The organism is Bhargavaea cecembensis (assembly GCF_001619585.1).
GTDB classification, from domain to species: Bacteria; Bacillota; Bacilli; order Bacillales_A; family Planococcaceae; genus Bhargavaea; species Bhargavaea cecembensis_A.
In genome coordinates this window covers 79,964-96,061 of sequence record NZ_LQNT01000013.1, presented here as the reverse complement: position 1 = coordinate 96,061, position 16,098 = coordinate 79,964, and the positions used below count along the sequence as shown (strand labels likewise).

Annotated in this window: 21 protein-coding genes; 8 read left to right on the top strand and 13 right to left on the bottom strand. The window is 49.8% G+C overall.

Features of this window, described 5'->3' with window-relative positions; translation table 11 throughout:
* Positions 1-519: 519 nt before the first annotated feature.
* A complete protein-coding gene (locus AV656_RS15095; RefSeq protein ID WP_063183583.1) occupies positions 520-1,140 on the top strand; it encodes a YdhK family protein in 621 nt (206 codons plus the stop codon).
* A 66-nt stretch (positions 1,141-1,206) separates the two neighbouring features.
* Here AV656_RS15095 and AV656_RS15090 read toward each other — a convergent pair whose 3' ends face one another.
* Complete coding sequence (locus AV656_RS15090) at positions 1,207-1,941, bottom strand: sulfite exporter TauE/SafE family protein (protein ID WP_063183580.1); 735 nt, start codon at positions 1,939-1,941, stop codon at positions 1,207-1,209.
* 198 nt (positions 1,942-2,139) lie between these two features.
* Between AV656_RS15090 and AV656_RS16455 the strand changes: the two genes are divergently transcribed.
* The 5 genes from AV656_RS16455 (at position 2,140) to AV656_RS15070 (ending at position 4,524) form a co-directional block, all read left to right on the top strand.
* Complete coding sequence (locus AV656_RS16455; RefSeq protein ID WP_156484890.1) at positions 2,140-2,307, top strand: hypothetical protein; 168 nt, start codon at positions 2,140-2,142, stop codon at positions 2,305-2,307.
* A 146-nt stretch (positions 2,308-2,453) separates the two neighbouring features.
* Positions 2,454-2,759, top strand: coding sequence for an antibiotic biosynthesis monooxygenase family protein (locus AV656_RS15085; protein ID WP_063183578.1), 306 nt, complete (start codon positions 2,454-2,456; stop codon positions 2,757-2,759).
* Positions 2,756-3,130, top strand: coding sequence for a hypothetical protein (locus tag AV656_RS15080; RefSeq protein WP_063183575.1), 375 nt, complete (start codon positions 2,756-2,758; stop codon positions 3,128-3,130). Before AV656_RS15085 ends, AV656_RS15080 begins: the two co-directional genes overlap by 4 nt.
* Positions 3,117-3,794, top strand: a complete 678-nt coding sequence (locus AV656_RS15075; RefSeq protein ID WP_063183573.1) for a cobalamin B12-binding domain-containing protein — start codon at positions 3,117-3,119, stop codon at positions 3,792-3,794. Before AV656_RS15080 ends, AV656_RS15075 begins: the two co-directional genes overlap by 14 nt.
* The gene (locus AV656_RS15070; RefSeq protein ID WP_063183571.1) at positions 3,748-4,524 is read left to right on the top strand and encodes an STAS domain-containing protein; all 777 of its coding nucleotides are present in this window, start codon (positions 3,748-3,750) and stop codon (positions 4,522-4,524) included. The genes AV656_RS15075 and AV656_RS15070 overlap by 47 nt, the downstream gene beginning before the upstream one ends.
* A gap of 309 nt (positions 4,525-4,833) precedes the next feature.
* On the opposite strand, the gene AV656_RS15065 is transcribed toward AV656_RS15070, so the two are convergent.
* The 5 genes from AV656_RS15065 to AV656_RS15045 all read right to left on the bottom strand — a co-directional run bounded on the left by AV656_RS15065 (position 4,834) and on the right by AV656_RS15045 (position 8,317).
* Positions 4,834-5,109, bottom strand: coding sequence for a hypothetical protein (locus AV656_RS15065; RefSeq protein WP_063183568.1), 276 nt, complete (start codon positions 5,107-5,109; stop codon positions 4,834-4,836).
* Between the two features lie 444 nt (positions 5,110-5,553).
* On the bottom strand, positions 5,554-5,820 hold the full coding sequence (locus AV656_RS15060) for an adhesin (protein WP_331711555.1): 267 nt from the start codon (positions 5,818-5,820) through the stop codon (positions 5,554-5,556).
* A gap of 243 nt (positions 5,821-6,063) precedes the next feature.
* Positions 6,064-6,849: a class I SAM-dependent methyltransferase gene (locus AV656_RS15055; protein WP_063183564.1), complete on the bottom strand. Its 786-nt coding sequence runs from the start codon at positions 6,847-6,849 to the stop codon at positions 6,064-6,066.
* 18 nt (positions 6,850-6,867) lie between these two features.
* Complete coding sequence (locus tag AV656_RS15050; protein WP_063183562.1) at positions 6,868-7,482, bottom strand: hypothetical protein; 615 nt, start codon at positions 7,480-7,482, stop codon at positions 6,868-6,870.
* Positions 7,483-7,714: 232 nt separating this feature from the next.
* Complete coding sequence (locus tag AV656_RS15045; RefSeq protein ID WP_063183559.1) at positions 7,715-8,317, bottom strand: trimeric intracellular cation channel family protein; 603 nt, start codon at positions 8,315-8,317, stop codon at positions 7,715-7,717.
* Between the two features lie 229 nt (positions 8,318-8,546).
* Here AV656_RS15045 and AV656_RS16450 point away from each other — a divergent pair, with 229 nt between their 5' ends.
* On the top strand, positions 8,547-8,723 hold the full coding sequence (locus AV656_RS16450) for a hypothetical protein (protein ID WP_156484889.1): 177 nt from the start codon (positions 8,547-8,549) through the stop codon (positions 8,721-8,723).
* 79 nt (positions 8,724-8,802) lie between these two features.
* On the opposite strand, the gene AV656_RS15040 is transcribed toward AV656_RS16450, so the two are convergent.
* From AV656_RS15040 to AV656_RS15015, 6 genes are all read right to left on the bottom strand, one after another.
* Positions 8,803-9,420, bottom strand: coding sequence for a LysE/ArgO family amino acid transporter (locus AV656_RS15040; protein ID WP_063183556.1), 618 nt, complete (start codon positions 9,418-9,420; stop codon positions 8,803-8,805).
* Between the two features lie 110 nt (positions 9,421-9,530).
* A complete protein-coding gene (locus AV656_RS15035; protein WP_063183554.1) occupies positions 9,531-10,079 on the bottom strand; it encodes a DUF4240 domain-containing protein in 549 nt (182 codons plus the stop codon).
* Positions 10,080-10,294: 215 nt separating this feature from the next.
* Positions 10,295-10,843 carry a GNAT family N-acetyltransferase gene (locus AV656_RS15030; RefSeq protein ID WP_082818787.1) on the bottom strand — a complete coding sequence of 183 codons (549 nt, stop codon included), beginning with the start codon at positions 10,841-10,843 and terminating at the stop codon, positions 10,295-10,297.
* A 16-nt stretch (positions 10,844-10,859) separates the two neighbouring features.
* A complete protein-coding gene (locus AV656_RS15025) occupies positions 10,860-12,836 on the bottom strand; it encodes a S9 family peptidase (RefSeq protein WP_063183552.1) in 1,977 nt (658 codons plus the stop codon).
* Between the two features lie 92 nt (positions 12,837-12,928).
* On the bottom strand, positions 12,929-13,237 hold the full coding sequence (locus AV656_RS15020; RefSeq protein ID WP_063183549.1) for a hypothetical protein: 309 nt from the start codon (positions 13,235-13,237) through the stop codon (positions 12,929-12,931).
* 32 nt (positions 13,238-13,269) lie between these two features.
* A complete protein-coding gene (locus AV656_RS15015) occupies positions 13,270-14,829 on the bottom strand; it encodes a fatty acid--CoA ligase family protein (protein WP_063183547.1) in 1,560 nt (519 codons plus the stop codon).
* Positions 14,830-14,979: 150 nt separating this feature from the next.
* On the opposite strand from AV656_RS15015, the gene AV656_RS15010 reads away from it, so the two are divergent.
* Complete coding sequence (locus AV656_RS15010) at positions 14,980-15,369, top strand: hypothetical protein (RefSeq protein ID WP_063183544.1); 390 nt, start codon at positions 14,980-14,982, stop codon at positions 15,367-15,369.
* A 107-nt stretch (positions 15,370-15,476) separates the two neighbouring features.
* On the opposite strand, the gene AV656_RS15005 is transcribed toward AV656_RS15010, so the two are convergent.
* Positions 15,477-16,010, bottom strand: coding sequence for a GNAT family N-acetyltransferase (locus AV656_RS15005; protein ID WP_063183542.1), 534 nt, complete (start codon positions 16,008-16,010; stop codon positions 15,477-15,479).
* Between the last annotated feature and the right edge of the window lie 88 nt (positions 16,011-16,098).

Sequence of the window (16,098 nt, the reverse complement as noted above, 5' to 3'; positions counted from 1 at the left end):
ACTCTTCCGGCATTGGGAACCGTTTCTTCATCAGAATGGAGGATGTCCTTCAGCAAAGCCGGGTCTACGCCTCCCGAACGATCAAGGACTCCGCCTCTTCCGTCTGTAACCACGACCGTAAAGTCAGAGGCGGATTCCATCATGACCACATGGTTAAGTGTGACATCATCAAAATGGTCTTCAAGCACGTCCCGGTGAGTATTCCCCCGGGCCAACAGCTGACCGATCACTTCATCGGCCCGCTCGTCCGCAAGGGAGACATACAGCACTGCATACAACAGAATTTCGATCACAAGCAGGATGCTGAACAGGAGCAGTCCCAATCGGATGGAAAGCTTACTGAACATGACTCGAGTCTCCCCTCGGCAGGTTTCTTTCTCCATTCTATCTGAGGAAGAAGGAGATTCGGTGCAGAAACCCAACATGATTTGTCCATTTGTTCACGTTTTCTGCACAGAACCTGCACCTTAAGCGGGTAACCTATAGCTGGAACGATTTTCATTCAAGGAGGAAGATCACATGAACTTATTGAAATGGAAAACTACCGCAGCTGCTGGGACCCTTGTTCTCCTGCTTGCCGGCTGCCAGTCTGACGACACGGAACCCCAGGAAGATGCCGCCCAGCAGACTGAGGAAAGCAGCGAAACTGCCGAACAGTCGGATCAGGAAAGTAGCAGCGAAAATAGCAGCGGTCACGACTCGCACGCCATGCACAGCAGTTCCGGCGAAGTGCCGGAAGGCCTGAAGGAAGCCGAAAACCCTACATTCCCGGTTGGCAGCACAGCCGTGATGCATGCCGATCATATGCCTGGCATGAATGGAGTTGAAGCAACCATCAGCGGAGCATTCGAAACGACGGCCTATTCGATCACCTATACCCCGACTGATGGTGGCGAGCCCGTGGAAGACCATAAATGGGTGGTCCATGAAGAGCTTGAGAACCCCGGAGAAGCACCGCTTGAACCGGGAACTGAAGTGACGCTTGCCGCAGACCATATGCCGGGTATGAACGGAGCAACGGCGACGGTCGATTCAGCCGAACAGACGACCGTCTACATGGTCGACTTCGTACCGAGTGACAGCAGTGAAGAAGTCAAAAATCATAAATGGGTGACGGAAGAAGAGCTGTCCGAGGAGTAATTGAAAAGATCAATGAAAAAGACTGCAGGCGATGGAAACCCGTCTTGCCTGCAGTCTTTTTATCATTTAATACGTCCAGTAAGTCACCGTATCCAGCAACCCGATCACTATAAGAAAAATGCCGGCCGACCTCTGGATGATGGCGCCGACCTTTCTGCCGGTCTTGAGAGAGCGCCGGTCCAGATGAAGATATTCCATGATGCCCAATATGATCAGGAGCGGAAGGGATGTGGCCACCCCGAAAACCGCCGGCAAAACGAGGCCGTAGGAAGTGTCCAGGACCGTCGGGATGAGGGACAGGAAGAACAGAACAAACATCGTCGGGCAGAATGCGATGGAAAACGTGACTCCCATCAAAAATGACCCGGCCTTTCCTTTTCTCAGCGGCTGGGGGATTCTAACCGTCAGCCGGTTGACCCATTTGAGCTTTAAGGCTCCGAGCATGACCAAACCGCCCAGAACGATGAGCGGGCCGACCACCTTGCGGATTGCCGGAAAATAATCGATGACCTGGTCTTGGAATGTCTGGCCTAACAACCATGCAAACAGACCGAGACCGGTAAAGGCAGCCACTTTCCCGGCGATGAACGAACCGACATCCAGCCAGTCTGTCCGGTTCTGGAGTGTCCTGCTGCCGTAAAAGGTCAGGGCACTGATGTTCCCGGTCAGCTGACACGGAGCAACGGCACCGATCAGCCCCAAAAATAGCGCAAACAAAAACGGATTGTCGGAGTATAGGTAAGAGAGCGTGTTGAATGGCCCCCCAATGACTGCACTGATCTCGGAAAACAGCCCGTACATCCTCTTCTCCTGCCTTTCAATCTTCCTGTAACCATATTAACTGGCGCGCATGAAGAAATGATGCAGGATTCCTTACAAATACGTGAATCGTGCAACAGGAATAGGAGCCTTAACTGACCCTGCGGCTCTGAATATTTGAAACCTTTTTCTGCGGTTGACCGTAATGATAAGAAGAATTATACAGGAGGAGATCCGCTGATGAACGGACAGGAACAGGGCGGGCAAAAACGGAAGAGGAAAAAAGACAGAAGCGACATTGCGGACATTTTTTTCTGGTTCCCTGAATTGCTGATCTGGCCGTTCAGGATCCTGTGGGGCATGCTGACATGGATCGGCCGTTCGTTCGGCCGGCTGTTCGACTGGTGATGAATCAATTTTGAGCAGGCACATCCTGTTTTGTGCCCTGCTTTTTTTGTGTGTATTCAGCGCCAGTGAACCTTCCATACTTCGGAACAGCCCCTCAGTATGTTAAGCTTGCGATACACGATTTGCTAGAAAAAGGGGGAAACCTGATGTATACCGTCTTTTCAACCTTTGATGTTCCCCCGGAAAAGTCGGAGGAAGTCATCCGCATTTATCAAAATCGCTCCCGTCTCGTCGATGAGGCCGAGGGATTTGTCGATTTCCTGCTTCTGCAGAATGACCGGCGTCCCGGCGAACTGACGGTGCAGCTGATATTTGATACAAAAGAGCATTACCTCAACTGGGCACGGAGCGAGGACTTCCGCAGAATTCATGAGCTGGAGAAGAAGTATCCGGATCAGGAACTGGCATCCATCATTCCGAAAGTGTCGAAATTCAAGGTGGTGGCCAATTGAACGTCGATGAGATCGTCAATCAGGTAACCGAAAAGATCTATGAACTTGAACCGGCCCTCCTTGAACGTTTCGGCGATCAGGGAAAAGCGAAGTGCCGGGAAGATAACCACCACCATATGAAACATCTTCAGACTGCCTATGAGCTGAACGAGACAAAGATTTTTACCGATTATGCGGTCTGGCTCAACGGAATATTGACCAGGCATGGCATGAACACGAAGCACCTGATCGATAACTTTGAGATCATCAGGTCCCTCCTCACAGAAGATAAGAGCGAGCAGGCCGAAAGTTACCGTCAGGCCCTGTCCAAAGCCATCGAAACACTCAAGGAAGATGACGGGACCGAAGAGGTGGAAAATGACTCATATTGAAACGCTTGCTTCCTTTCTGCTTGAAGGCGATCCGGACAAGGCATGGACCTGTATCGAAAGCTATCCCAAAACCGCCAGGCCGGATGTCTATCATCACCTCATTACACCGGCCATGAGGCATATCGGCCACTTGTGGGAGACCAATAAAATCACGGTTGCCGACGAACACCTGGCTACTGCCACCTGTGATTTTATTCTTTCAAAATTGTCTTTTGGCATCAGGAAAGCACCATCCGCCGACAAGGCGATGTTTTTGTGTCTCGACGGTGAACAGCATTATCTGGGGCTTAAAATGGTCGACAGCCTGTTCCGGGAGCATGGCTGGGAAACACGGTACTTTGGACCGGACCTGCCCTTGGAATATGCCCTTCAGACCGCGGAAATCTGGAAACCCGACGTCATCGGGCTGTCGGTCAGCATCGTGTACCACCTTCCAAAGCTCCAACAGTATGCGGAAGCTTTGGGCAATTTGCCGGACAAGCCGAATATCCTGGTTGGCGGCCGTCTGGCAGGCATGTACGACCTCAGCCGATATGGTTCCGGGAACACAATCATTCTGAAAGACTTGCCGGAAACTGAAGAATGGCTTCTAGACTATAGGACGGGAGGCCCGCAGAGTGGAACGATTACGACTCCCACTTCCCCTCCCTTATATAAGAGTTAACAGGGACGGGAGAATTGTCAGCTATTCGGCCCTTGCCGAAGAGCAGTTTGACCTGAGCAACGGGCACATCAGATCGCTGATTGATGAAGAATCGATCAATAAGTTAGTCCGGATCAGCTCGGAAACGGGGCTGGCGCCGATCAAGATGGAGCTGAATATGATCACGAAGGAAGAGCCTTTTGCATTGTTTGATGTGCATCTCCAGTGGGACACAGAAAATTATGCAAGCATGATTTTCCTGCGAAAAGACAGTTCCAATGAAGAGCTGATTGAAAAACTGATGAACATCCAGCACCGCCTGGCCTCTTCCGACTTTGAACTGTTGGAGAAAAAAGAAGAGCTGGAAAGTGCGCTTAAACGCCTGGATGAATTATCCGGTCCGTTTATCCCCCTGTCAGACTCATTGTGCATGATTCCTTTGTTCGGCGACATTACAGCCGATAAGATCAACACCATCTCCGAAAGCTGCCTTCAATCTGTCTTCAGGGGGAACTATGAAGTGGTCCTCTTTGATCTGACAGCTGTCGGCGAGGTTCATGCGGACGGCATCGAAAAATTTATCCAGCTGGTGAAGACACTGAACTTCATGACCGGAGATATCATCAAACTGATCGGCATCAAGCCGAATCTGGCAAAAGAGCTGAATCACCATAAGCTCGACCAATGGGTCCAGTTCAACCATTCACTGAAAGAAGAATTGAGCATGTATTCGCATAAGCGGCATGATTAAAAAGCAGGAGCAGCCATGAGGGTAACCCGTTCAGTTCTGTGGTACAAACATTTAAAATGACATACTGTTTAGCAGTCGTTTTAACTCAAAATTCAGCGATGTTTAAACCTCATTTTTAAGCACCCGTTTGGGTGCTTTTTATAGTATTAGTAACAACTTAATTAGCACTATGATTAACATTAGATGAAATAATTGATCTGTATTAGCAAAAAAACAATAAGACCTGAAATGGATAGATAAAAAAGGACCTATTTAGGTCCTTTGGGCAGTATATCTTTATTAAATTGACGCACCCGTTAGTTGCAATATTTATTGCAGAATCAAAGGTGGGAGTCCACCTTCTGTTGTGAAATAAGCAAAAAGTGTAAATGCCAAAATAAGAATCGCAATAGCTATAACAATTATCGAAAAAACGGGTTTGTATTGCTTTTTTAACGATTTAATTCCAATGAATAAACTTAATAAACTTATGATAAAACAAACAATTGCACCAAGTATATTGTTCATTTTTGGGAAAATAGCTCCGAAAAATAAAATAAAGAATAATACTTGTAGACCAATTCCAACTCGCAATGTATTTTGCATCTAAACGATCCCCACTCCACCTCTATTTCAATAACGCTTGTTACATTTACTTGCTTCTTTAGTTGAACAATAACAGCCCTAATATTGATACGTTCTGAGTGAGTTGAAAGTTTCATTAATTGGAAATAAAAAATCTACTATCATTTTACTTTAGCAGCACTTTCAGCAACGGTTTTAGCAAAGTAATTAGCATCAAAATCAACAATCATTTCAACATAATTTTCAACAGTTACTTTAGCACCATTTCTTCACATTACAATAGCCGTTGTAAGCCTGTTAATTTTATTGCTGATTTATACGTCAAAATGGCATGAAAGCTTGATGTAGCAATAAAAACAGCCTCCAAAACCAGTGTTGGTTTGGAAGCTGTTTGCGGGTATAAAACTTCTTTTGAACCACTCAACTGAACGGGTTACCATGAGGGTGCTCCTGCTTTTTGCGTATTTAACTCCGCAGCACAATGCCACGGCCTTCCGGCGTCTCTTCGACGTCCAGCGTCAGGAGATCCGTATCGCTCAGCTGGGCATCGATCGCCACACGGATTCCCTTGATCTCCTGCACGACATCAAACTCCTGCGGCTCGTCAAAGGTGATGGCAAACTGAGGGCCAAAATCACCTGTTTCCACCGTCAGGCGCAGTCCCCCCAGGCCGTTCGCCGCCAGAAATTCGTCCAGAAGCTTTCTGGCTTCATCTGTAATCAACACGCTCACTCGCTCCTCCGGTCAAACAGTTGTCCTACCAAGTATACCACCGGCTGCATGAAAGCCGGTCATTGTCCGTTCCGCTTTTTCCACTCGAACGGCACTTCGCCCATTCCCACAAGAGATTGAACAGGCCGGCCAAGATACTCACACAGCCACTCGACTTCCCGGTGAAAGGCAAACTGCCACAGAGTGAGAGAGGCAAAGAGGAATACGCCGTAGCCCAAGCTGTTTTTCAGCCCGGTTTCCTCTTCAGACATTTTTCAGTAAGACAATAAAGAGCTTATGGGAGATTTCGTAAGTGCGGTCTCCAAACTGCCGGATCAGATGGGGCTTCAGGCTGGCCATGATCTGGTTTCGTTCTCCCTCTTCCAAATGCAGCATCCAGGAAAGTGTTTTGATCCGCTCACACCAGGTATCCGGGGTGAAGGGGACGGTGTAATCATCGCTGTATAGTTCTTTCAGGTCAAACCCATGTGCCTGCCATTCCTCAAACCACTCCACCGGAAAGCTGTTGATGGATTGACCGGAATCCGCCTTTCTGCCGGCAGGCTTGATCCTGCCCGGTATCGCCTTCTTCAGAAGACCCATCGTCTCTTGCACGACCGGGTCGCTGCTGACAAATCCGGAGTCCATGATGAGAAGATCCCCGTCCGGCTTCAGGATCCTCTTCACCTCTTTCAAAACTGCCTGCCCGTCAAACCAGTGCCATGCGCGCAGAGCGGTCACGGCATCGAAAGACTGTACGGGCAGGCCGGTATCTTCCGCGTACCGATTCACATATTCGATTGCCGCACCGCATTCCTCATCGATGAGCTTGGCTTGCCTGATCAGTTCGGCAGAGGGTTCGACGCCTGTCACTGCCGCTCCCTGATTCAGAAGCATCCTGGTCAGGACGCCGGTACCGGCTCCGAGGTCCGCCACTGATCGGCCTTGAAAGCTCAACCCTCTGATCTTCAGGTTCTCAAACAAATCTTCCGTCAGGTCATTCCTGTACAACGCATAGCCCTTCGCCACTTTCCCGAAGTCAGCTTTCATTGAATGCCCTCCTCAGTCCTATTCCTTGCCGCATGAATAACACCGTTTATCCTGATCTGCTTTCCCGTACATCCGAAGTTCTTTTTTCTCGCCGCAACGATCACAGACATCAAAATCGATCTGCGGGAGCACACCCGATTCCGCAAGCGGTACCCACTCTTTTTCATAAAGAGATCTGGTCATTCCGTAATCGATAAAAACCAGCTTGCGCCGCTTATTGAGTCCATAGTTGTCACTGTCTTTTAAGTCGAAGCCCTCGAATTCCCGATCAAGCGTACGCAAAGCTTCCTCATAGTGATCGGGGAGAAGGGATGCATGCTCTTTCATATCAATCTCAAACGATTGGTTGTTCATGCGCTTGATCGGTGCGCAGTATCGTTGAATGGCTATCCGTTCATCAACGTAGTGGACCTCAGCAAACATAGATCCTAGTCCCTTTGCTTTCATCGCGTTGCAGATAACCATCTCGTTTAGGGATTGCAGATGTCCGATCGGGTGAAGATGTACCTTGATGACCCATTCCCCGGCTTTGTATACCTTTCTGGACGATCCAATTCCGAGAAAGTTCTCTTCCGTGCAGTATGTACGCCAATCCCTGATCAGGTATTCCGCAAACTCTTCCCGTTCTTTCATCCTAACCACCCATCTGAAAAAGCACAAAAAGATGACAAGATACAAGTGAATTCTTCAAGTCTTTACTATATTCTATTCTATTCGCAAAAGGAAAATCCTTCATCTTTAGTCATAAATGGGAGAAACGGATTAAGGAAACCCCGTAATTCAGCATCTTGAAGAGAAGTACATAATCCAAATGGCATATCCTCTTCCTGATTCACATCACCCAATATAGATGTTACTCGGGAACTTATGACAGGGAGCCACGTGGCAGGCTCCATTTGTAATGCACGGACAGCATCCGGAGCAGCACGATCACTGCGAGCAGTGCACCGGTCATCCATGCGCTATTAATCAGGCCGAGACCGATCAGCAGGCCTCCGAGTGATGCCCAGAGCGCATAGATTTCATCGTGGAAGATCATCGGTTTTCTTCCTGCGAACACATCACGGATCATCCCGCCGCCCGCTCCGGTGAGGGTAGCGGCTACGATGGCACCGGCGAGCGAAGCTCCCGAGTGCACGGCCATCAGGGCGCCCTGGATGGCAAAGGAGGCCAGGCCGATTGCATCAAAAAAGATGCCCCATCGCTTCCAGTATTGAACCCACCAGTGAGTCGGAAACATAAACACCACCAGGATGGCGATGAAGGCTAGTATAAACAGATTACCCTGTGCCCAAATGTCCTCCACCGGGATTCCGAGAAGGAGGTTACGGATCGTCCCTCCCCCGAAAGCCGTGGTGAACCCCAAGATCATGATTCCAAAAATATCATATTTTTCTTCCATCGCCACAAGGGCACCACTGACTGCAAACGCCAGTGTCCCGATGATATTCAGCACGTCCCAAGTCATTTAAGTAGCCCCTTCCTTCCCACGAGCATCATCATGGATCTCTATTTATAGAACGCACCCGAAACGGGTTCAATCTGCAAATCTTTCGGTTACATTAAATTCAATCAATTATAGCTGATTTTTGGGGTTCTATTGATGGAAAAAAACATAAAATAGAAGAAGCGTTTTTTCGGCATCCTTCCGGCCAACAAAGCCCCGAAACTAAGCCCAATTGAAAGGAAGTCCGTCCATGCCTGAACAAATTGTAAAATGGGGATTAGTGGCCCTCCTGATCGGAACAACCGCCAGCCTGATTGTAATCCTGCAATCCTCTTATATCGCCGAAGCCATTAGCGCGAGGGCTCTCCCTCTTGCAATCGTTGCAGGACTTTCTTCTATTGCGGTAGCCATTGCGTTTCGAAAATAGTGAATGAGGCAGCGCGAAACGCGCTGCCTCTTTAAGTATGATTCATTATGTACAAATCAAATCGGGGGAGAGGAGGAAACTACAGGCTCTCGACAAGCTGGATCCCCAAATAGGCGGCAATCCCCCAGATGATAAACGCAGAGATCTGGTTGAGCCTTCTGATGATCTTTCCGTCGGTATCAAAGCCTCCAATCAACCGGCCGGCTATTGCCAAGCCAAAAAACCAAAGGAAAGACACGCTGATGCAGGCCACGGTGAACACAACAAGCTGTTCACCTTCATATGCCAGCGAGCTTGGCCCGATGACACCGATCAGATCCAGAATGGCATGCGGATTAAGCAGTGAGACTGAGGCTGCAAAAAGGATCTGCTGCTTCGGGGAAAGTGCCTCCCGCCGGCCCTTTCCGGACCCGGGAGCACTTTTGAAAATCGACCAGCCCATATACACCATGAAGACGAAGCCGACGAGGAAAATCAGGTTCTTCAGCCAGGCGAAGCTGAAGACGATCAGCGACACGCCCATCACCGCAAGCAGAATCAGAAGCATATCACAGATACCTGCGGTCACCACAGCGGGCAAAGCCCGTGAGAATTTGCGGTGCGTCGCCCCCTGGTTAAAAATAAACACATTTTGTACGCCAAGCGGCAGGATCAGCCCGAAGGCGAGGATAATTCCGTGGAATAGAGCAGTCAGCATCGGTGTTCCTCCTATATGTATATATACCAATCGTAATTGAAAGCAGGCGGCGCATCAATGCGCCGCCTGCTTTGCATTCTTTCTTATACTATTTCAAAACACATACCTTTTCACCCTAAAGGCTCTTCCCCAAACCTCTCCCATAAAGCCGGAAACATTCCTTCCAGATCTTCCTCTTCCCAATCCAGTTCGATGTCCGGCTCTAAATTCAGTCCCTTTTCCCTGAGTTTATCAAGCAATTCATCGAAGCTTTCATCATCCCACTCGGTGTCCCCTGTCTTTATGAATGTGTAGGCATCCGACCCGACCGAGATGAGGTCTTCATTTTGCGGATATCCCTCGTCGTCCAGGTTGTCTTCATCGATGTATTCGGCCAGGTATTCAGGATCGTTGATGACCTTGTGGTAGACTTCCTCTCCCTGACCGATCAGCCATCCGCGGAAATAATCAAATGTATCGTCAGAGCAGCCTCCCATTAAGACGTAGGCCGCTCCCCACAAACGGGATTGATAGCTTTCGTTCATGAAACTCTGCATGATGAACTCAAATTCGAGTGCTTCTTCGAGACTTTTTTGGGACAATTGCTCAATCAGCCATTCGGCCTGTTCATCATATTTGCCGGATTCCTCGATTAACGCCCAAAATGTCTTTTTGTCCATGTTGTTTACTCCCATCTCTTAGAGAATTGCAGAATAGCGGATACGAATGATTCTTGCGAAGAAAGCGTGCTTTATGTCATTTTATGCGTGTTTCTTTCAGGTTTAATTCTGAATGAGGAGAGGGATTTCCTCCCCGGCAATTAAAAAAGGCTCTTTTTTTTTGCTTTGCCACAGGAAAGCCGGTGTATTCAAAGTGAATACACCGGCCTCTTTCCTTACTGATTTCGCTTAAGTTCTTCCCACTCTTCCCGCAGCATCCCCATCCGGATCGAGTCGTAGTACGTGCCGTTCCAGTAGCGGACTTTGCGGATGCGGGCTTCCATCTTGAAGCCGAGCTTCTCGCCTGCCCTTATCATGCGCTCGTTGCCCGACCAGGTCGTATATCCCGTCCGGACGAGCGGCATCGTGTTGAACAGATGGTCCCGCCACAACTTGAATACAGTCGTGCCGATCCCCCCGTTCCAGTAGGCCGGATCGTAGATGGCGATGCCCATCTCGAGCCACATGGACGGCTTGTGCTCCCAATAGTAGCCGACCATTCCGATAACCGTACCTTCATGCTCAATCAGCCAGTAGTCGTCCTGGTCAACAAGCTTATCTTTCTTCTCATAGAACGCTTCCCACTCCATCGGCTCGTGCGGATAGTACGGGGCGTCCCACTTTTTCCATTCCGGGTCTTTGTCCCGGAAGCTGAGTTCCCACATGCGGCGGAGATCCGCCTCTTTGACCGGGCGGATCGTTGTGCCGTTTTCAGTGTAGGTCAACTGCTTCGTCCCTTTCTTACAGGTACTTCTCGAACCATTCCGTGATGTGGTCCAGGCGCTCGATGCGCAGGTTCGGCTTGCCGGTGCGCGACAGGTTGTGGTCGGCTTCAGGGAAGCGGACGAAGACCGTCTCCTTGCCCATATGTTTCAGAGTGATGAACAGCTGCTCCGCCTGCTCGATCGGGCAGCGGAAGTCCTTCTCGCTGTGGAGGATGAGAAGCGGCGTGTTGACGTTGGCCGCGTACTTGAGCGGCGAAATGTCCCAGAGCCCTTCCACATCGTCCATGACCACGCCGTGCTGCCATTCGCTGAAGTAGTAGCCGATGTCGGATACCCCGAAGAAGCTGATCCAGTTCGAGATCGAACGCTGGGTGACGGCCGCCTTGAACCGGTCGGTGTGGCCCACGATCCAGTTTGTCATGAAGCCGCCGTAGCTGCCTCCCGTTACGCCGAGACGCTCGGTATCGATCCAACCGTTGTTTTCAATCGCGTATTCGACGCCCGCCATGATGTCCTGATAATCGCCGTTACCGTAGTCGCGGCGCACCGCGTCGACGAATTCCTGGCTGTAGCCGTGGCTGCCGCGCGGGTTCACAAACAGTACGCCGTAGCCTTTGGAGGCGAGTACCTGGAATTCGTGGAAGAACGTGTTCGCATACATCGTGTGCGGCCCGCCGTGAATTTCCGTGATGAGCGGGTACTTCTTCCCTTCTTCAAATCCGGCCGGCTTCATAATCCAGCCGTGGACGTCCCAATCCTTAGGGCCTTTGAATACGATCGGCTCCGGTTTCGCGATTTCATGTTCTTCGATGAACTTCTGGTTGAATGCGGTGAGCGCCTTGCGTTCACCGGTCGTGATTTCCTGGACATACAGCTCGCCCGGATGGACCGGATTGCTTGCCGTGAGGAGCGCAGTCTTGCCGTCTTTCGTGATGTCATAGCCGTAAACATGCTCGTTTTCCGGTGTCGCCGGGTACAGCTCACCCTCAAGGGTCGCGTAATACAGGCGAACATCGCCCATCACGGACACCTGGAAGTAGAGCGCATCGTTCCCCGCCCAGACAGCGGCCGGAGTTTCTGTGCCCTGCTGGAAGTCGGCCGCGACGAGGTCGCCCACCGGCGCGTCAAGTGATTCCGTCAAGACGGTGAGCGAACCGGACGCCACATCATACACGTAGATATCTGTATGCGTCGCATTTTCGAGCCTGCGGTCCGCGCCGATAAAGGCAATCTTCTGGCCATCCGGCGAGAACGTGGCACCGCCATAATAGCCGTCCTGGTCGATGATGGTCGTCTCTTCCTTCGTCTCAGCATCGGACAGGTACAGCCCGCCGCGGAACTGGAAGTCCTGGTTTTCGGCGCGGTTGACGCTGAAGACGACTTTCTTGCCGTCCGGAGACACCGTGTTCAGACCGTATTGATGGTCGCCTTCCGTAAACGGTGTCACTTCACCAGACTCAAGGTCAACGACGCCGATCTGGCGGAACATGTCCTGAGGCAGGAGTCCGAGCCCGTCTGCCTTGTATTTCATCTTCTCGATGACGACCGGCTCCGGTTTCTTGTCCTTTTTCTCTTCTTCCTTATGCGTGAATGACTTGTCTTTCTTGACCGCTCCGTTCACCCACACTTTCTTGCCGCAAGGCGACCAGGCAAATGCCGATACCCCGTTTACGAAGTCGGTCACCTGTTCCGCCTCTCCACCGGCAGCACTCAGCACGTAAAGCTGATTCTTGCCGTCACGGTCGGACAGGAAAGCGATCTTGCTGCCGTCTGCAGACCACTCCGGACTGCTCACCCGGTTCTTGCCGTACGTCCATTGCGTTACCTCTCCGGATGCCAGGTCCACATGGAACAGATTCGAAATGTACTTGTTTTCTTCCTTGTCCATATGCGTCCGCACGAACACCGCCCGGCCGCCCTCCGGCGACAAGTTCGGATTCGCCACGGAATAAAGGTCAAACAGCGATTCAGCCGTAATGTACTTCTTGCTCATCAGCAACTCCCCCTTTAACAAAACCTACTGATAAGTCTAAACTATTTCGACTTACGGAACAATATTCTTCTATTATTGAACCTGAACAAGATTCAGGAAATTGTTGACGTTCCCCGTTTCCTCTTAACGACAATCATCAAAATTGCCGTGTAGATCATGGCAAACGGGATGGCCCAGAATGCCAGTTGCAGCAACTGGGAGCCTGCCGGATAAAAGAAATAAATCAGCATCCAGGCAGCGGACACAATCAAAATGACTTCTTCAAGATGCTTCACACCATCACACTCCTCTATGAGATTTGCAATCCAGTCCAGGAACGATTCGTCACTTTCAAGTGGGCTTTCGTCATTTTCAGAAGCCGTTTCGTCACTTTCAAGGCTGCTTGCGTCACTTTCATTCAAAAAAGGCCCGCGGAACCGCGGGCCTTTTCAAATCATTTACTATTGACCGCCATGTCCTTCAGCGAGCGCCGAAGGATTTTGCCGGTTGTGTTTTTCGGCAGTTCTTCGAGGAACTCGATGGATGCCGGGATTTTATATTTCGTGAGTTTTTCCGCGCTGAAGGCTTTCAGGTCTTCTTCCGTCAGGGCGGATCCGTCCTTTTTCACGACGTAGGCCTGGATGGCTTCGCCGTAGTTGGAGTCCGGTACGCCGACAACCGCGGCTTCGACCACGTCGGGGTGCGCGTAGAGCACTTCTTCGACTTCACGCGGATAGACATTGTAGCCGCCTACGATGACAAGGTCCTTTTTCCGGTCAACGATATAGAAATAACCGTTTTCGTCGCGTCGCGCCAGGTCACCCGTGTAGAGCCAGCCGTCACGGAGCGCAACTGCGGTCTCTTCCGGCATCTTGTAGTAGCCTTTCATGACATTCGGGCCGCGGACGACGAGTTCGCCCACTTCCCCGTCCGGCACTTCTTCCCCGAATTCATTGACGACCTTATTTTCCACATTAAGAATGTTGGTACCAATTGAGCCTGGAACGCGTTCTCGGTCAAGCGGATTAAAGCAAGTGACCGGGGAAGCCTCACTCAGGCCGTAGCCTTCCGACACCCGGACATTGAACTTCTCCTCGAAGTTGTGCAGCAGGGCCACCGGTAGTGACGCTCCGCCGGAGATGGCCCGATTGATCGACTTGAAGTCTTCAGGGTTCCCCTCCGGATACTGATACAGGAAGTTATACATCGTCGGAACGCCTGCGAAGATTGTCGCCTCTTTCTCGCGGATGATCCGGAACACGTCTGCCGGGCTGAACTTCGGCACAAGAAGCACCTGGGCTCCCCGAAGCAATGGCGCATTCACCACGACTGTCAGGGCAAACACGTGGAACACCGGCAATGTCGCGACAACCCGGTCTTCCGGGCTGAACTGGAGATAGTCCGCGACGTCACGGGCATTGGAATACAGGTTCTTATGTGTGAGCATTGCGCCCTTAGGGTGCCCCGTCGTCCCGGAAGTGTAGAGGATGACCGCCGTATCATCGTCATCCACTTCTGCCGCTTCAGCCGGTGCACCGCCGGACGCCACCACTTTTGTAAACGATTTCACTTTTCCGCGAACGGTTTCCGGAAGAGAAGAGATTTTCTCCTCCATCCCCGGCTCGGTTTCGCAGATGACATAGCTCTCCACCGCCGGGAACGCGTCGGAAGCCTGCTGGATCAGCGGAAGCAGCTTGTCCAGTGCGATGACCGCCTTGGCGTCACTGTTGCGGACGATGAACGCAATTTCCTCAGGCGAATAGATAGGGTTTACCGGTACTGCTGTCGCACCGATGCGCATCGTGGCATACAGCGATACGAGGAAGTGCGGTGTATTGCCGAGCAGGAAGACGACATGGTCCCCCTTGCCGATTCCGTTTTTCCGAAGGCCGGCTGCCAGAATTCCGACCGTCTGGTCAAACTCGGCGTAAGTCGTGTCTTTCCCCATGAAATGATAGGCAATCCTCTGCGGCTCCTCAAGCGCCGTCTGATGTACGCGCTCTACGAGATTCATAGCCATCCCCCTTGTTTGAATTGAATGAATAGTCATTCACTATCCCCATTTACTATTATAGAGGAATAATTTGAAGTGAACAACAGCAAAGGAGAATCACAAGGCCTGGAGAATTATTATAAGTGCAATTAAGCAAGGAGGGAATAGACGATGAGTGATAGACGGATGGCTCTCTCCAAAGTAGCCTTAATAGTCGTATCGCTGGCTCTTTTTTCCTGTAACGCGACACAAAACGAATCAGACAATGATGAAATTACCGTTCAGCAAGTAAAAAGTTACTCCGAGGATCAGTTAGAGACGTTAAAAGAGATTTCCAATGCTGATGAGATTGAGGTTATTGAACATGCAATCAATCGAGCCGTCGAGACAGACGGCATTGCAGACATGGATGAACCGGAATACAAATTAAACATGGGAAATGATGAATATTATATCTGGGTTGGTTTAGACGAAACCGCTTCGATCATGGATTCAACTGATACCAATACGGTATATACAATCTCCTCCGCCCAAGACTTTATCAATGTAATACAAAAATAAATAAAAACTTTAACAAGCCCGCCCTTTGGACAGGGCGGCTTGTTTCCCCTCATAACTCATCCCCCTTTCCATGCTCAAGGAAAATAAGGTACATTCATGATCAACAATTACGAATCCTGATTATATTCCTTCTGTAGGATAGACATGATGATTTCATCCGAAAATTCCCCGTTATAGTATAAAGAATCTCGTAAAATCCCCTCTTGTTTGAAGCCTGATTTTTCATAGGCTCTAATGCCACGCTTATTATGGCTGAATACTTCTAATTGGAGCCGATTCAATTTTAATTCTTCAAAAACAAATCTTAAGATGAGCTGAATTGCTTCCGTGCCAAAACCCTTACCCGTCAACTCAATGGCATTCATTGAAATTCTAAAACCGGCTTTCCTGTTCTCTTCATCTATATCAGAAATGGATAGTTCTCCAATCATTTGTCCATTTTCATTTAGACAAATAGCAAAATCATAGCGTGATGAATCCTCACTTGAACGTCTGATATGTTGTTGAATTTGTTCCAAAGTGAATGAACCTTTTGTTCCGGTCATGTATCGGATTTCTTCATCTTTTGTATTGCTTAAAAATATCTCTGCATCGGATTCCATTAAAGGACGCAGATAAATTCTTTTGCTTTTTAATTTCATCTTTATTCCTCCTGCATATAAAAAGCCATTTCTTTTATAATACTCTATTCTTCCAGTTAAAAATATCCAAAGATCGATTATGGTTGAT

Excerpts from the sequence above, each read along its gene's own strand:
- AV656_RS15090 (WP_063183580.1), bottom strand. The coding sequence starts at position 1,941 with ATGTACGGGCTGTTTTCCGAGATCAGTGCAGTCATTGGGGGGCCATTC.
- AV656_RS15010 (WP_063183544.1), top strand. The coding sequence starts at position 14,980 with ATGAGTGATAGACGGATGGCTCTCTCCAAAGTAGCCTTAATAGTCGTA.
- AV656_RS15005 (WP_063183542.1), bottom strand. The coding sequence starts at position 16,010 with ATGAAATTAAAAAGCAAAAGAATTTATCTGCGTCCTTTAATGGAATCC.
- AV656_RS15085 (WP_063183578.1), top strand. The coding sequence starts at position 2,454 with ATGTATACCGTCTTTTCAACCTTTGATGTTCCCCCGGAAAAGTCGGAG.
- AV656_RS15055 (WP_063183564.1), bottom strand. The coding sequence starts at position 6,849 with ATGAAAGCTGACTTCGGGAAAGTGGCGAAGGGCTATGCGTTGTACAGG.
- AV656_RS15040 (WP_063183556.1), bottom strand. The coding sequence starts at position 9,420 with ATGCTGACTGCTCTATTCCACGGAATTATCCTCGCCTTCGGGCTGATC.
- AV656_RS15050 (WP_063183562.1), bottom strand. The coding sequence starts at position 7,482 with ATGAAAGAACGGGAAGAGTTTGCGGAATACCTGATCAGGGATTGGCGT.
- AV656_RS16450 (WP_156484889.1), top strand. The coding sequence starts at position 8,547 with ATGCCTGAACAAATTGTAAAATGGGGATTAGTGGCCCTCCTGATCGGA.
- AV656_RS15035 (WP_063183554.1), bottom strand. The coding sequence starts at position 10,079 with ATGGACAAAAAGACATTTTGGGCGTTAATCGAGGAATCCGGCAAATAT.
- AV656_RS16455 (WP_156484890.1), top strand. The coding sequence starts at position 2,140 with ATGAACGGACAGGAACAGGGCGGGCAAAAACGGAAGAGGAAAAAAGAC.
- AV656_RS15075 (WP_063183573.1), top strand. The coding sequence starts at position 3,117 with ATGACTCATATTGAAACGCTTGCTTCCTTTCTGCTTGAAGGCGATCCG.
- AV656_RS15025 (WP_063183552.1), bottom strand. The coding sequence starts at position 12,836 with ATGAGCAAGAAGTACATTACGGCTGAATCGCTGTTTGACCTTTATTCC.
- AV656_RS15045 (WP_063183559.1), bottom strand. The coding sequence starts at position 8,317 with ATGACTTGGGACGTGCTGAATATCATCGGGACACTGGCGTTTGCAGTC.
- AV656_RS15095 (WP_063183583.1), top strand. The coding sequence starts at position 520 with ATGAACTTATTGAAATGGAAAACTACCGCAGCTGCTGGGACCCTTGTT.
- AV656_RS15065 (WP_063183568.1), bottom strand. The coding sequence starts at position 5,109 with ATGCAAAATACATTGCGAGTTGGAATTGGTCTACAAGTATTATTCTTT.
- AV656_RS15015 (WP_063183547.1), bottom strand. The coding sequence starts at position 14,829 with ATGAATCTCGTAGAGCGCGTACATCAGACGGCGCTTGAGGAGCCGCAG.